15 protein-coding genes are annotated in these 13,907 nt (G+C 42.5%); 5 read left to right on the top strand and 10 right to left on the bottom strand.

The genetic code is table 11. From position 1 onward, the window contains the following. Positions 1-270 precede the first annotated feature (270 nt). From AC1EU0_RS10985 to AC1EU0_RS10995, 3 genes are read left to right on the top strand one after another with little or no spacing between them, the layout of a single operon-like run. Positions 271-1,257 (top strand): HlyD family secretion protein, encoded by a 987-nt coding sequence (locus AC1EU0_RS10985; RefSeq protein WP_480302448.1) that lies wholly within the window; start codon positions 271-273, stop codon positions 1,255-1,257. Further along, positions 1,254-2,183 (top strand): ABC transporter ATP-binding protein, encoded by a 930-nt coding sequence (locus AC1EU0_RS10990; protein WP_480302449.1) that lies wholly within the window; start codon positions 1,254-1,256, stop codon positions 2,181-2,183. Before AC1EU0_RS10985 ends, AC1EU0_RS10990 begins: the two co-directional genes overlap by 4 nt. Further along, positions 2,180-3,280 carry an ABC transporter permease gene (locus AC1EU0_RS10995; protein ID WP_480302450.1) on the top strand — a complete coding sequence of 367 codons (1,101 nt, stop codon included), beginning with the start codon at positions 2,180-2,182 and terminating at the stop codon, positions 3,278-3,280. Before AC1EU0_RS10990 ends, AC1EU0_RS10995 begins: the two co-directional genes overlap by 4 nt. Here AC1EU0_RS10995 and AC1EU0_RS11000 read toward each other — a convergent pair. The 5 genes from AC1EU0_RS11000 to AC1EU0_RS11020 all read right to left on the bottom strand — a co-directional run bounded on the left by AC1EU0_RS11000 (position 3,277) and on the right by AC1EU0_RS11020 (position 6,331). Then, on the bottom strand, positions 3,277-3,834 hold the full coding sequence (locus AC1EU0_RS11000) for a hypothetical protein (RefSeq protein WP_480302451.1): 558 nt from the start codon (positions 3,832-3,834) through the stop codon (positions 3,277-3,279). The genes AC1EU0_RS10995 and AC1EU0_RS11000 overlap by 4 nt on opposite strands. Positions 3,835-3,928: 94 nt before the next feature. Continuing rightward, positions 3,929-4,405: a hypothetical protein gene (locus AC1EU0_RS11005; RefSeq protein ID WP_480302452.1), complete on the bottom strand. Its 477-nt coding sequence runs from the start codon at positions 4,403-4,405 to the stop codon at positions 3,929-3,931. A gap of 18 nt (positions 4,406-4,423) precedes the next feature. Continuing rightward, entirely contained in the window at positions 4,424-4,900 is a 477-nt protein-coding gene (locus AC1EU0_RS11010; RefSeq protein WP_480302453.1) for a hypothetical protein, read from the bottom strand. 105 nt (positions 4,901-5,005) lie between these two features. Further along, complete coding sequence (locus AC1EU0_RS11015; RefSeq protein ID WP_480302454.1) at positions 5,006-5,497, bottom strand: hypothetical protein; 492 nt, start codon at positions 5,495-5,497, stop codon at positions 5,006-5,008. Positions 5,498-5,506: 9 nt separating this feature from the next. After that, complete coding sequence (locus tag AC1EU0_RS11020; protein WP_480302455.1) at positions 5,507-6,331, bottom strand: substrate-binding domain-containing protein; 825 nt, start codon at positions 6,329-6,331, stop codon at positions 5,507-5,509. 183 nt (positions 6,332-6,514) lie between these two features. Between AC1EU0_RS11020 and AC1EU0_RS11025 the strand changes: the two genes are divergently transcribed. Continuing rightward, positions 6,515-8,041 (top strand): hypothetical protein, encoded by a 1,527-nt coding sequence (locus AC1EU0_RS11025; RefSeq protein ID WP_480302456.1) that lies wholly within the window; start codon positions 6,515-6,517, stop codon positions 8,039-8,041. Between the two features lie 80 nt (positions 8,042-8,121). Continuing rightward, on the top strand, positions 8,122-9,429 hold the full coding sequence (locus AC1EU0_RS11030; protein WP_480302457.1) for a V-type ATP synthase subunit I domain-containing protein: 1,308 nt from the start codon (positions 8,122-8,124) through the stop codon (positions 9,427-9,429). On the opposite strand, the gene trmH is transcribed toward AC1EU0_RS11030, so the two are convergent. The 5 genes from trmH to gmk all read right to left on the bottom strand — a co-directional run bounded on the left by trmH (position 9,419) and on the right by gmk (position 13,903). Next, entirely contained in the window at positions 9,419-10,123 is a 705-nt protein-coding gene (gene trmH, locus AC1EU0_RS11035) for a tRNA (guanosine(18)-2'-O)-methyltransferase TrmH (protein ID WP_480302458.1), read from the bottom strand. The two genes, AC1EU0_RS11030 and trmH, sit on opposite strands and share 11 nt — an antisense overlap. Positions 10,124-10,191: 68 nt before the next feature. Further along, complete coding sequence (locus AC1EU0_RS11040; RefSeq protein WP_480302459.1) at positions 10,192-10,575, bottom strand: RidA family protein; 384 nt, start codon at positions 10,573-10,575, stop codon at positions 10,192-10,194. Positions 10,576-10,750: 175 nt separating this feature from the next. Next, a complete protein-coding gene (spoT, locus tag AC1EU0_RS11045; RefSeq protein ID WP_480302460.1) occupies positions 10,751-12,859 on the bottom strand; it encodes a bifunctional GTP diphosphokinase/guanosine-3',5'-bis pyrophosphate 3'-pyrophosphohydrolase in 2,109 nt (702 codons plus the stop codon). 79 nt (positions 12,860-12,938) lie between these two features. Further along, positions 12,939-13,217 carry a DNA-directed RNA polymerase subunit omega gene (rpoZ, locus tag AC1EU0_RS11050; protein WP_121839600.1) on the bottom strand — a complete coding sequence of 93 codons (279 nt, stop codon included), beginning with the start codon at positions 13,215-13,217 and terminating at the stop codon, positions 12,939-12,941. A gap of 56 nt (positions 13,218-13,273) precedes the next feature. Continuing rightward, positions 13,274-13,903 (bottom strand): guanylate kinase, encoded by a 630-nt coding sequence (gene gmk, locus AC1EU0_RS11055; protein WP_480302547.1) that lies wholly within the window; start codon positions 13,901-13,903, stop codon positions 13,274-13,276. Between the last annotated feature and the right edge of the window lie 4 nt (positions 13,904-13,907).

Consider the following 13,907-nt stretch of genomic DNA (forward strand, 5'->3'; position numbering starts at 1 on the left):
AACCAGTATTACAGAACATCAGGCAGGAGGACAAGGAGATGACTGACCAACGTGAGTCATCTATTTTAAAAGACCTGAGATAGCACAAAAAGTATTCAAAATAATTCAAAGTTTTTTATAGACTCATCATCTGAGTGTTATCTTCCATTCAACAAGCTTCTTTAACATGCTAGCCGCTTAGATTGATCACTCTTTGGAGTTCTTGACTAGACTATAGAAAAGCTTATCAATGACAACGATTCATGAGCTAATCACTTGCTGGAGTTCGTTATGAAACGTCACCATATTATATCCTTGCTGGCTATATGGGTATGTGCTTGTCAGCCTGCACCTGATCAGGCTTTAGGAACCATTGAACGCGATCGTGTTACCTCGGCTGCTACAGCGAGTGAAATTATTCGTCAGTTACCTAAGCATGAAGGGCAGAAAGTACAAGTGGGAGATGTACTGGTTCAGCTCGATACAAAAAATCAACAAGCGCTGTTGGCTGAAGCCAAAGCGCAACAAGCAAAAGCCAATGCGGCATTGTTAAGGTTAACTAACGGTGAAAGACCGGAAGACATAGCCGCTGCGAGTGCTCGAGTACAGCAGGCCAAAGCCAAAGATATTCAGGCGGAAAAAGCATTCATACGAATTCGAGATTTATTTGCCCAAAGATTAGTGAGTCAGTCGAACTTAGACAAAGTAAGAGCGGATAGAGATGCTGCCAGAGCAAATTTACATTCTACAACAGAGGCTTTTTTAAAACTGACGGCTGGTGCAAGGGTAGAAGACGTTGAACAAGCGAAAGCTGAACTAGCTGCTGCCCAAGCACAAGCGGTACTGCAACAGCAACGATTAAAGGAATTAACGATTACTGCGACTCGTAACGGTATATTGGACAATTTGCCTTACAATTTGGGGGAGCGGCCACCACTAGGGGGTATTGTGGCTATCATTCAAGCCAATAGTGTGCCCTACGCTCGAGTATATGTTCCGGCTTCTCATCGAGTAAAAATGGTTATAGGTGCGCAAGTTCCTGTGCATGTCGATGGTGTGAAAGGTAGCTTTGTAGGAAAAGTCAGAAGGATTGCCACCGAACCCTCATTTTCTCCTTATTACGCTTTGACTGAAAGTGAGCGCTCTCATTTGATGTATTTAGCTGAAATCACTTTGCCATTGATTTCTGAATCATTGCCATCAGGAGTACCAGCTCAAGCGGATCTTAGTCATATTCAGCCTCCTGAAAATGCCGATGATGAAAGGGGAGTGCAATGACATCAGCTTCCGCCATTATTGCAAAAGGGGTGAGTAAACGATTTGGGAAGTTTACTGCCGTAAAGCAGTTACATTTGAATATCCCACAAGGTCAGATTTATGGGTTTTTAGGGCCGAATGGTAGTGGAAAATCGACCTCAATCCGTTTGCTAACGGGATTACTCGCTCCGAGCGAAGGTGATATTCAAGTTTTAGGTTATCAAGTACCAGAGCAAGCGGAAGCCTTAAAAACTCAAATTGGTTACATGACTCAAAAATTTTCCCTCTATGATGATTTAACGGTGAAAGAAAATCTGGCCTTTATTGGCCGAATTTACGGGCTGGATCCCGTGACATTAGCAACACGCATTGAGCAGCAGTTACTCACTTATGATCTCAAGCCTATAGAGCATCAACGTGTTGAAGGCATGAGTGGTGGTCAGAAACAGCGACTCTCATTGGCCGCTGCTACTATTCATAGTCCAAAGTTATTATTTTTAGATGAACCCACTTCGGCTGTCGATCCAGAAAATCGACGTGATTTTTGGGAGCAGTTGTTTGATCTATGTGATAAAGGCACAACCATCTTAATTTCAACACACTATATGGATGAAGCCGAGCGTTGCCATCAACTGGCTATCATGGAAGCGGGGGAGATCAGAGCCCATGGCGAACCAGAGCAATTGATGCTTCAAATGGGGGTGAATGTCGTTGAAATACTCTGCCCAGATTTACGTCGTTTGAAAGCTCAATTATTAGCGTTGGAAGAGGTGCATTCTGCTGCGCAGTTGGGGGTACGTCTGCGAGTATTGATCAGTAAACACGTTAGTAATCCTATTGATTGGTTAAAGTGGCGGTTTCCTGAATTGTTAACAGCCGAGTTAGAAATAGCCCGCCCCAGTTTAGAAGATGTGTTTGTGTCAGTAACTGGAGAGGGGCGCGCATGAAGTCACGGCAACGCATTATGGCAATGATCATCAAAGAGTTCAGACAATTAATGCGTGATCGTATTACGCTAACCATGACGGTAATGATCCCATTATTTCAACTCATGTTATACGGCTATGCGATAAATACTCAGGTTCGACATATACCAATAGGGGTTGTCGATCAAAGTGAATCAGCTTTTGGGCGATTATTGGTTGAATCGGTGAAAGCGACTCAAATTCCAAAATTGAAAGCGGCTTACCCGACGGTGGTTCAAGCACAAGAAGCACTAAAACAAGGGCGAGTACAAGCTGTTTTGATTTTACCAAAAGATCTCACTCAACGAGCTGCTCAAGGACGAGTATTAGGGCAGTGGTTAGTGGACGGTAGTGATACTTTAGTCAGTGGTGCGATTAAAAGTTTACAAACAATGCCATTGACGGATTTTGATATTCCTATTCGCAAAGAACCGCCTGCAAAGACTTTTGAAGTCGCCATTTTGTATAACCCTGCACAGCGAAGCGCCGTGAGTATCGTGCCGGGGATTTCGGGGATCATTTTAACCATGACGATGATCATGTTTACCAGTTCAGCGATAGTGAGGGAGCGAGAGAGAGGGAATTTAGAATTACTGATCACCACACCAATCCAACCTTTAGAGTTAATGGTGGCCAAGATCATTCCTTATATCTTGATTGGCTTGGTGCAAGTGTCCATTATTTTAGGCGTTGGGCATTTGCTATTTAATGTCCCGATTAATGGCTCCATTTTGCAAATACTGTTAGTTACACTCTGTTTTATTTCAGCCAGCTTAACCCTTGGTTTGTTGTTATCCACTATTGCTAAAACCCAAATGCAATCAATGCAAATGACGATATTTATCCTGTTGCCATCAATTTTATTATCAGGGTTTGTTTTTTCTTACGATGCTATGCCTAAAGCTGCACAGTGGATTGCTGAGGTGTTACCCGCAACTCACTTTATGCGAATGATCCGCGGCGTGATCCTTCGAGGTGCCGATATGATCGACATGTGGCCAGATACCTTATGGATGCTAGGCTTCACTGTTATCGGTATCTGTGTATCAGCGAAGCGCTTCAGTAAATCGCTGGATTAAAATTGAATTGTGGATTTTCCGTTGGTTAGATTGAAGTTGTTCGGGGTGGCAATTAACTGATCCAATGCCTCATGAGCACCTTTCTGGCTGAAAGTGTAAACCTTAGCCTCATCATATTTGTAAGGTAGGAAGCTTCTCACGCTAAAGACATCGCCTTGCCCTAATCCTTTCTGGCCAAGATAGTATAAGGTTCCCATTTTGATGTCACCGCCAATATCTACGCTTCGAGTGCCCGTTTTGTCTCTGGCTACTGTTTTTCCTTGTTCACACTTAGAATAAAATGCAGTGTTTGCGTCTTCGTTATGTAATTCAAAATTGACACCTATTAGTACTCCAGCACCAGCAGGTGACGCTACACACGCATCGTTTCCCGCTAACGACATAAAGCAATTTTTGCCATTGGTGCAGCCAACTTGCAATTGGGCACCAGAACTGTTGGTTTCAGCGACAACTAATCCATTCGGGAAGTGTGAAACCTTCCAATCACCAAAAGCTTGGCTATAGCTAGCACCACTGGTTGTGAGGGATGCCATTAATAGTAAGGAACTAAGCATATATCACCTTTTTAATTTATCTAACTTTCAACAGTGTAAGTACCACTGCTTAACTAGAGCTTAACAAGCTGAAATTGAATTCGTTAAAGTTTGCTTATTGTTGATGGAGGTTGAAATTACTTGGAGTAAGGAAGACTTGCTTCAAGGCTTCAGCTCCGCCATTAGCGCTAAAGGAATACGTTTGAAAAGAACTCTTAACTGAAAAAGCTGGATCGCCGTCGCGGATAGCACTTAAAGCCCCATATTTTCTTGAATCTAAGATATACCCGCTGTCATCGGCGACTAGAGCGTTTTTCGGTTGTATACACTTAGCAAGGTACTCCTCGGATAAATTTTGTACTGTGAGAAAAAAATTTGGAGAATTTTTTCTACACCCCTGAGTAGAATAGATTCCAACAAAACAGTCTTTGCCATTAGTACAACCAATTTGAAATAAGCCTGTTTTCGAATTTAAGGATGGTGTCTCGGCAACCACAAGACCTTTAGGGAAGTAAAAAACATCCCAATCACCGATTTCTTCCCCCACTTTTCCTTGAAGGAGTGAGGCCATTAATATCATTGAACTTAACATGAGCTATTTCCTCTGAGCCTACCTTAAGTATGTAAAGTTGTTTTGTAATTCGAATATCTGTTGAATGGCATCAGCCCCGCCATTTTGACTAAATGTATAAGTGTGTTGACCATTATCACTGCTGACCGTAAATGATCCGGCATCATTACGCATCATGTGTAATGGTCCATGTATGATTTCATTATCCACTTGGGGTGAAATGCCATCTCCAATAACAATTCTATCGTTTTCACAACTGGCATTATCGGTAGAAATGGAGCCATTGATTTTAATTTGAAGCTGATTGCTAGTGGTTATACATGGAGTATTGCTGCTGAGAGTAATAAAGCAGTGCTTACCTAAAAGGCATTGCACAATGAAAACGGCGCTTTTTGAGTTATCTGTCACTTCGGCCATAACGGGGCCATAAAAATAAGCCGAAACAGTCCAGTCACCGTAATGATAGGTGTTTCCGTTTGCCATCAACGTGCTGGCTAATAACAGTGAGCTTAGCATTAGTACGCACCATAAGGTTGCTTAACAGTGAGCACCAATAATAGGGCGTGGCACCTTAATGGTGGGTTAACCTGAGTATAAAATGCGCGTTATTAATTGATCGGTTTATTTTTTCGCAGGTAAGCCGAAATTACTTTGTGACTTAAATAACTCTTGTACCGCATTTGCTCCGCCACGTTGGCTAAATTGATATGTTATTCCGCTGCCATCATCGACGGTAAAAGGTTGGCCGTCATCGTGCATGTGACTAAAGGCTCCATATTGAAGAAAGTATTGCGTACTACCTGGCCCACTTATGGAGTCATCTATCGCGGCCGTATTGGAATTTATGCAGTGAGTCATGGATTCATCTTTATGAGCATCGATCTTAGTGGTCAATATTGGCGGTGTTGGGCCGCAAGTATTGGCTGTTTTTAATTGAATTGAGCATTGACTACCATGCTGACAAAGAATTTGGAGCGTTGTATCGGGGATATTGATACTCTGAGTTTGGATCGCTACGTCATCATCGGAATATCGAGATACTGTCCAGTCACTGTCATCTTGATAGACGTTGCTGAGCGACAATGAGCCTAGTAAGAGTAATGCACTTAACATGATAGCTCCTCAATTATTGGTAGCTTTCGCCCAAAACAGTTGTAGATGGCTACCGTTAATTCTAAATTGACTGATTTTGGCTTGGACATTGGGTTGTAATAAGTAGTCCTCAAGTGCCTGTGCGCCTTTGGCATTGACACCTGAAACTTTGCTTGGATTAACACGAGTAACTGACATGACTCGTTGCAGATGCGGATCACGTGAAACAAGAATGATTTGGGAAGTATGTGTCTTTTGTTTGTAAGCTAAAAATGGGTAAGCGCCCCAGATGTAATAGCCATCTAATGACTCTGCGACTTGAGCTGCAAGTTCTTTTTTCAATCCATCGTGAACAAACCAGCCGTGTTTACAGGGGGTGCCTGCCTGTTCCCAAAAAAGCTCAGTGAGTTTGCTGACTTCATCGAGTTCATTATCAATGTAAAACTGCTTCTGGCGGGCAATGCGAGACATAGCATCGCTCATGCTATTTTGAGTCTGTACATCAGCTGGGTTTGACTGTGGACCGATTAATACCGATTGAGTTGCAAATACCATCTTTGGCCAACTGCCATAGCCATTAAGAACAAAGCTTGGCAGTTGTTGTTTACCAAAGTGAGAAATAACGATATCGGCCTTGCCGGCTTGTGCCAGTTGATACGGATTAGTGCTGCTATTAACTTGAAGCTGATATCCTGTCTGATTTTGAAAATCACTGGTCAGATAGCGGATAAACCCACTTTCAGCCGGAGCGATAACTACTGCCAATCTGACTAAATGACGATTATCAGTGGCATGGCATATTCCAGAAAATAAGAACACCAATAAAACCAGTACTTGATTCCGTGTGATTTTCATCTTTATTTCTCGAATCAGTTAAAACCACAATGTACTGCTAATTACGATGAAGTAGATGAATTTTTAATTCGATTTTTAGCTAAGTCATGCTTTTAATTAACAAATACTCATGTGGCATTAAGATTTAGAATAGCTGTTTTGCCTATCCTTTATATATTGTTCCATGTATGTGTTGGTTGATTTATGTCTTGTTCAGCAAGTGTTAGCGCTTACCATTCAATGCGTTATGATTTTAATTCTGGGGAAGAGTATATCGATGAGTTTCGTAGAATTGAAAATCTCAAAGATCCCCAATCGAGGTTTCAGGAATATCAGCGCCTGCTTGCTGATAAAGGGTATTGCGAGAAAGTGACTTATCAGACCCATGGTGATACTTGTTGGAACCTTGCGGTGGAATATTGCGAGTTAGCAGAAGAGTCGGCGACGGACAATATTGAGCAAGCTATTACTTTTTATAAAGATGCGGAGCATTGGTTTCATGAAGCACTTCAAGATTACCAGAAGATGCCTAAAGACATGCCTAAATCAAGCTCTAAAGAATACAAACAGCACTTAAAAACATCACAGGATTATGCTAGACAAGCGCAACAGCAAGCGCGCTCAATCCAAGCTAATATCCAACAATTACAGCATCGGTATCAACAATGTTTTCCTCAACCCAAAGCGCAATGGTATGCGAGTACTTCTTCTCATCTTGTACTTAAAGCACAGGAACACACTGAATTGTTGCAGTCAAAAATGAAGCCTAAAGAATGTGAGATGGAGGTTGATTCCGCTTCATCACATGAAACATTGTGCGATCACATCGAATTCATTGCTCAAATGGAATCGTACACTGAAAAAGCCCAAGCATTTGAGCAACTACCTGCTAGGGGAGCTCTGACTCGTAAGGAAGAGCTTGATTTAGCCACCAGTTACTGGAATTTGGGTTATAGCTTAGAAAGTGAATACGAAACTGAGATTGAAAAGCTAAAGGGTAAGAATGCTGATAGTGAAGGGCTAGCCGAAACAATAACCATTATTGCGCAACACTACCAGTTGGCAGCACAGGTGATGGAAAGGGCTCAATCACTATATTTTTCAACCAGAGATAAACAGCAATGTAAAGAGCGTCGGCTGCACTGCAGTAATACAGCATTTAATATGTTGAGGGCGATTGAAGACGGTGGCCTTCCTGGAGTATTGAAGTGCATAAATCATAAAGTAGACATTGCTGCAGTATGGAATTATGAGCGAAATGCTGTCGATTCTTTACCATCGCAGCCAATACCTTTAAGTACATTTGACCGTATTGATGAAGAGGGGGGGCTCCTCGAAGATAAGTATTTAGATTCCAAGACTAAGAATGTGCAACTGCAACAGCATATGAAAATTCAATTAACGGCACTTCACCTCAAGGTGGCTAAAAAAAGCGAAGCATTAAAAAATAAACTAGGGCTACTGAAGCTAAGAAAATCGTCATCTTTCGCGAATAAAAAAGGCGAGATAACGAAACTCACAAATGAGTTGCAAAAGCTAAAAATAACGAAGACAAGGCAATCCATTAAAGCGATGCAAAAAGAAATCGAACAACTAACTGTTCAGTTAAAGCGCTTGATTCAAATGGAGTATACACTTGGGGATCCTAAAAGAGCAAAAAGGCTTGGAACCCCTCCTTGTCCAAAGCCTCATGTGAAAAAGCGACGTTTGCAGAGGTATTCGATTTCTTAATACTTGCTCATTTCACTTTCACCATGAGTTTATCCCTTTTTAGTTATACTGGTAAAACTTTGATTTAACGTGGTTTTAAAATGGCTGTAGACACTTTACACCTCACTCAAGAGGGATGCTTAGCTAAGCTCACTGACTATTGTGAATTACCTGACCCAAACCAAAGGCTTGCAGGGCTTAATCAATTACGTAAAACACCTGGATATAGGGACAAAGTGGGTGAATTTGTTTTTGGTAATACCTGTTGGGAAGTGGCGTGTGTTCAACAAACTAAAGCTCAAGAAGAGCTTGGTAATTTGGGCTTCTTTGAGAAAGGTTGGAATATAGAAGATGATCGAGAAAAAAATCTTCGTGGTATTGAAAAAGCAATGCCATGTGCCCAAAAAGCGCTGAGAGGCTTCAAACAAGCCTTAACCGCTTTTAAAAAAGAAAAAGACTTGTTCACGGATCCTAATTATTGTGGTTTCACTGAAGAGCAACAGGCTCATGTGAAGAATTGTCGGGCTTCAATTAGGCAAAGTAAACAGCAAGTTGAATTGGCCAAAAAATTAGTGAAGTCGCTCGAAGATCAACTAAAGCAATGTTCTGAACTTGAAAATCAACTAAAGCAATGTCCTGAATTTGAAGCTCAACTAACGGAGCTAGAAGCTAAAAAAGACATTCATCGTTTAGCAAAGCGCCTTAAAAGAATGCTATCAACCGTTAATAAAGAAGCAATACTAGCCAGCTCAAATAGATCCTCGTATGGTGCCAGACTATGGAACTTAGCAAATAAAATACAAGATGAAGCTAAGCAAAATAATGACTACGAGCTTCCGTACTTAGAAATTGCCGATCAAGTACTGACATTAGCCGAGTATTGTTATATCTCTTCACGTCATAAGCAGGAATGTAGGGAAGAAAGAGCGTCGATTGAATTGAAGTTAAGGGAACTGAATGCTGAAATTGAGCAAGAAGAAAAGGAACGCGTACAGCTAGTGCTTAACGGAGGGGAAGGGATTGCAATGACAGCACAGACTGAGGAAAACTTTCAAGCTCAAGCTGAATTTGTAATAGAAAGGGTCGGTCGTCCTTGGTCTTTAAATGGCGATAGAGAAGTAACAGCTAATGTTAGAATAGTTGAATTTTCTGGAGAAGTAGAAGTGTGTCCACCTGTTGGTGATGTAGCAGCTTATGAAGAAGTGGAAAGCCCTACAGATGAAGAAGTGGTGCCCCAAAATGCGTGGCAAATAGCAACACTTGAGGCATTCATTCAAAATGCAAAAATGCCAGAAGAGCAACTTTCATCCCGTAAGCGGCCTAATAGCAATGGCTTATTGATTTCTTGTGGCACGGATAGCTCACTCGATACCGAGTTTCAGTCGCCCAGTAAGAAAGTTAATCAATAAATTCTTCTAAATCAGGCGTAGTACGAAGTGCTTCAAACCAAGCATCAGGCGCATCTATTTGGCCATTTTCATCAATACGTGGGTAAGGGATAGCCTTTTTACGACACGCTTTCGCATAAATAGGGTGACCTTGTTCGAACAGTAACTTTTGACAGTAGTCATCAGGTAGTTTGTTGGTGCCATAAAGTCCGGCTAGTTCCCGTTGGTGCTTGGCTTCAAACAACATTAATGCCGCAGCGACCGATACATTTAATGACTGCACCATTCCCACCATAGGGATAATCACTTGTTTATCAGCCAAGGCTATCGCTTCTGGGCTGATCCCATCTTTTTCATGCCCTAGTACAATCGCAGTGGGTTTGGTGTAATCAATCTCGCGGTAATCTACCGCTTCATCACTAAAATTAGTGACAACGATCTGCATACCTTGTGCTCGACAGGCATCAAACGCTTCTTTTACTTGATAATGCTTTTTCACATTGACCCATTGCTGGCTGCCAGAAGCGGTATTTCCAGAAACACGCATATCAGGATCTGGCCAAATGGCATGAACTTCATGTATACCAACAGCATCTGCGGTTCGCACTACGGCTGATATATTATTGGGTTTGTGGACTTGATCTAAGCATAACGTTAAATCAGGTTGGCGATGGTTGAGCATATTGTTGATGCGAGCAAAGCGTTCTGGTGTCATGGTTTTTGCGGTCTATCAAATAAAAAAGGCGCTGTCGCGCCTTGAGTTTTGCACATTATAACACAGAGTTATAAAACCATAATGGCGTCCATTTCTACCTGTGAACCTTTAGGCAGTTCTTTTACACCTAGAGCCGCACGTGCTGGATAAGGTTGGCTAAAGTAGCGTCCCATAATTTCATTTACGACAGCGAAGTGAGACAGATCCGTTAAAAAGATATTGAGTTTGGTAATGTCAGATAGCTCACCACCGGCAGCATTACAGACAGCTTTTAGGTTTTCAAATACCTGAACAGTTTGCTCTGCAAAATCATCACTTACCATTTCCATTGTGCTAGGCACTAACGGAATTTGCCCAGATACATATACGGTGTTATCCACTTTAACCGCTTGAGAGTAGGTACCAATAGCGGCGGGTGCATTTTCAGTAGCGATAATTTGTTTTTCTGCCATTTTAAGTTCTCTTTTGAATGAGTCCATGTAGGAATGACAGTTTAACCGTAGATAAATGGGGATAACAAGCGTGTTTTTAGGAACGCTTATTTTGTCTGATTTAACAATTTTCAACAGAACTATATTTGGCGGGAAACGTTTGTACTTGGCTATCCGTAGGGATAGCCCAAGCAGACTATTTATTACGAGAAATGCGTAATACTTCAGCCAGTACACGAATACGGCGCATAACGTTGGCAAGATGAATACGGTCGGTGACCGATATGCGTAAATTGATTAAATACACTCGACCGTCACGTTCTTCGGTACTCAAATTATGAATATTCGAATTTTCAGCTGAAACAATGGCGGTGATTTTAGCTAATGCCCCTTGGTGGTTGACGATTTCAATGCGAAGATTCGCTTCAAACTCTGCACCATCGGCATTATCCCATTGTACGGGTATGTATTTATCTGGCTCTGATTGATAACCACGAATATTGGCACAATTTTCCATGTGAACCACTAAGCCTTTACCCGGGCTAACGTGGGCAATTACTGCATCCCCAGGGATAGGGCGACAACAATTGGCAAATGTAACCAACATTCCTTCAGCACCACGAATGGGCATAAGGTGAGAATCATGGTCGTCGTTATCTTCAGCTGGGCGATCGCCAATCAGCCTTTGGGCCACTACAATGCTCATGGCATTACCCAATCCGATATCAGCTAATAAGGACTCAATATTGTCATGCTTAGTGTCAGTAAGCACTTTATCAATGTTTTCTTGTGGGATAGTGTCGAGCTTATGTTCACCTAAAGCGTGATTGAGTAGTCGACGACCCAGTGCAATAGCGTCACTGCCTTTAACGTTTTTCAGCACTTGGCGGATCTTAGAACGAGCTTTAGCTGTGACAACAAAGTTGAGCCAAGCGGCATTCGGACGAGCGCCATCTGCGGTGATCACTTCTACCGTTTGCCCCGATTGCAAGGGCAAACTCAGTGGGTAAGCGTTACGATCGACTCTAGCGCCTACACAAGTATTACCTACATCAGTATGTACTTCGTATGCGAAATCTACGGCGGTAGCGCCTAACGGTAACTCCAGAATGCGGCCATCAGGAGTGAACACGTAAATTTCGTCTGGAAATAAATCGGTTTTTACGTTTTCGACAAATTCAAAAGAGCTGCTGGCACTTTGTTGAAGCTCCATTAAGCTTTGCATCCATTTACGTGCCCGGACTTGGCTGGTGGTTCCGGTGCTGCCTTTGTCATCTGACTTATAAGCCCAATGTGCAGCTACCCCTTTATCCGCCATTTGCTCCATATCTTCTGTACGGATTTGCACTTCAACTGGGACTCCGTGAGGGCCAATCAAAGAGGTGTGCAAGGATTGGTAGCCATTAGCTTTAGGGATGGCAATATAATCTTTTATTCGACCCGGACGAGGTTTGTATAGCCCATGCATAGCGCCAAGAATTCGATAACAAGTATCTACAGAATCTACAATGATACGAAATGCATAGATATCCATCACTTCCTGAAACTGCAACTCTTTGTTGCGCATCTTTTTATAGATGGAATACAGGTTCTTTTCTCTGCCTTTAACGGTGCCATTGATGCCAGTGTCACTGAGACGGGTGGTGATGGCGTCTTTGATCCCTTGAATTAATTCTTTACGATTGCCACGAGCCGCTTTTAATACTTTTTGCAATACATGAGCGCGGTTAGGGTAATAGGCTTTAAAACCGAGTTCTTCTAGCTCAGTTTTAATGTTATGAATACCTAAGCGATTAGCTATAGGGGCATAAATTTCAAGGGTTTCAAGAGCAATTCGGCGACGTTTGTCTGGGCGCAATGAACCTAGGGTTCGCATGTTGTGAGTTCGATCGGCAAGTTTGATCAGAATAACCCGAATGTCTTGGGTCATTGCCAGCATCATTTTGCGAAAGTTTTCCGCTTGTGCTTCTTTTTTATCGCGAAATTTCAGCTTATCGAGTTTGGATACGCCTTCAACCAAAGCGGCAACATCTTCACCAAACAGATCGGTGAGTTGTTCTTGAGTGATAGGGGTATCTTCAATGGTATCGTGCAGTAAGGCAGCCATCACGGTTTCGTGATCGAGGCGCATTTCTGCAGCAATAGTAGCAACGGCGACAGGGTGGGTGATATAAGGCTCACCGCTGCTGCGCATTTGTCCCTCATGGGCATCTTTGGCAACAAGGTAAGCCTGTTTAAGGAGAGAAATTTGTTCTGCCGTGAGATAACTCGAGGCTACTTCATTAAGACCTTCAAACAGATACAAGCTTCGCTACTCCTTTCATCAATCCTTGCAAGAACTTAGTATTTACTAGGCTCAAATCATCAACTGAGAGAGTCGATGATTACAGTTGACGACCTTCAGCAATGGCCGCAACGGCTGCGATTTCTGCAGCTTCACGCTCACGAACTGATTGACGCTCTGCAGCATCTAAGGTGCCAGCGTTTACAAGGCCAAGCTCGATTTCTCTAAGAGCGATTACGGTTGGCTTGTCGTTTTGCTCTTCAACCATAGGATCTTTACCTTGTACTGCAATTTGGCGAGCACGACGGGCAGCAACCAAAATCATGTCAAAACGGTTGCCAATTTGTTCAACGGCATCTTCTACTGTTACGCGAGCCATGTATTAGAACTCCAATCCAAAGTTTAATCGAAAAAATGACGCAAAATTCTACACGATTATAGAGATTCTGCCAATAGACCCTTAAGCATACCATCATGTCTATGGGTCTGACTAGTAAGTGTTAGGCGTTGAGCGCGAACAATACCTGTAAGATCAGCCAGCGCAGTACCGAAATCATCATTAACAATGACGTAATCATACTCATTGTAGTGGGAAATTTCAGAAACCGCTTGTGCCATACGCCCAGTAATAATTTCAGCGCTGTCTTGCCCTCGACCCGTTAATCGACGCTCAAGTTCGGCCTTTGATGGTGGCAAAATAAACACTCCCACGGCATTTGGCATCAATTTTTTAACTTGCTGTGCACCTTGCCAGTCGATATCAAGGAATACATCAATACCTTGATTCAAAGTATTTTCGATGACGGCCTTAGAAGTGCCGTAATAGTTACCAAATACTTCAGCCCACTCAACAAATTGACCTTCTGAAATTAATGCTTTGAACTCATCTTGATTAACAAAGTGATAATGAACGCCATCTTCTTCACCGGGGCGCGGAGAGCGAGTCGTGTGAGAAACGGATATCTGCATATCCTTTGGCTTATCTTGTAACAAGGCACTAAGCAATGACGATTTTCCGGCTCCACTTGGGGCTGAAATGATATAAAGGGTTCCTTGGGCGCTCATGGGC

It is taken from the genome of Parashewanella sp. 2210YD4-3 (assembly GCF_056591735.1).

Coding starts and splice junctions, on each gene's coding strand:
- AC1EU0_RS10985 (WP_480302448.1), top strand. CDS start 271: ATGAAACGTCACCATATTATATCCTTGCTGGCTATATGGGTATGTGCT.
- AC1EU0_RS10990 (WP_480302449.1), top strand. CDS start 1,254: ATGACATCAGCTTCCGCCATTATTGCAAAAGGGGTGAGTAAACGATTT.
- AC1EU0_RS10995 (WP_480302450.1), top strand. CDS start 2,180: ATGAAGTCACGGCAACGCATTATGGCAATGATCATCAAAGAGTTCAGA.
- AC1EU0_RS11000 (WP_480302451.1), bottom strand. CDS start 3,834: ATGCTTAGTTCCTTACTATTAATGGCATCCCTCACAACCAGTGGTGCT.
- AC1EU0_RS11005 (WP_480302452.1), bottom strand. CDS start 4,405: ATGTTAAGTTCAATGATATTAATGGCCTCACTCCTTCAAGGAAAAGTG.
- AC1EU0_RS11010 (WP_480302453.1), bottom strand. CDS start 4,900: ATGCTAAGCTCACTGTTATTAGCCAGCACGTTGATGGCAAACGGAAAC.
- AC1EU0_RS11015 (WP_480302454.1), bottom strand. CDS start 5,497: ATGTTAAGTGCATTACTCTTACTAGGCTCATTGTCGCTCAGCAACGTC.
- AC1EU0_RS11020 (WP_480302455.1), bottom strand. CDS start 6,331: ATGAAAATCACACGGAATCAAGTACTGGTTTTATTGGTGTTCTTATTT.
- AC1EU0_RS11025 (WP_480302456.1), top strand. CDS start 6,515: ATGTCTTGTTCAGCAAGTGTTAGCGCTTACCATTCAATGCGTTATGAT.
- AC1EU0_RS11030 (WP_480302457.1), top strand. CDS start 8,122: ATGGCTGTAGACACTTTACACCTCACTCAAGAGGGATGCTTAGCTAAG.
- trmH (WP_480302458.1), bottom strand. CDS start 10,123: ATGACACCAGAACGCTTTGCTCGCATCAACAATATGCTCAACCATCGC.
- AC1EU0_RS11040 (WP_480302459.1), bottom strand. CDS start 10,575: ATGGCAGAAAAACAAATTATCGCTACTGAAAATGCACCCGCCGCTATT.
- rpoZ (WP_121839600.1), bottom strand. CDS start 13,217: ATGGCTCGCGTAACAGTAGAAGATGCCGTTGAACAAATTGGCAACCGT.
- gmk (WP_480302547.1), bottom strand. CDS start 13,903: ATGAGCGCCCAAGGAACCCTTTATATCATTTCAGCCCCAAGTGGAGCC.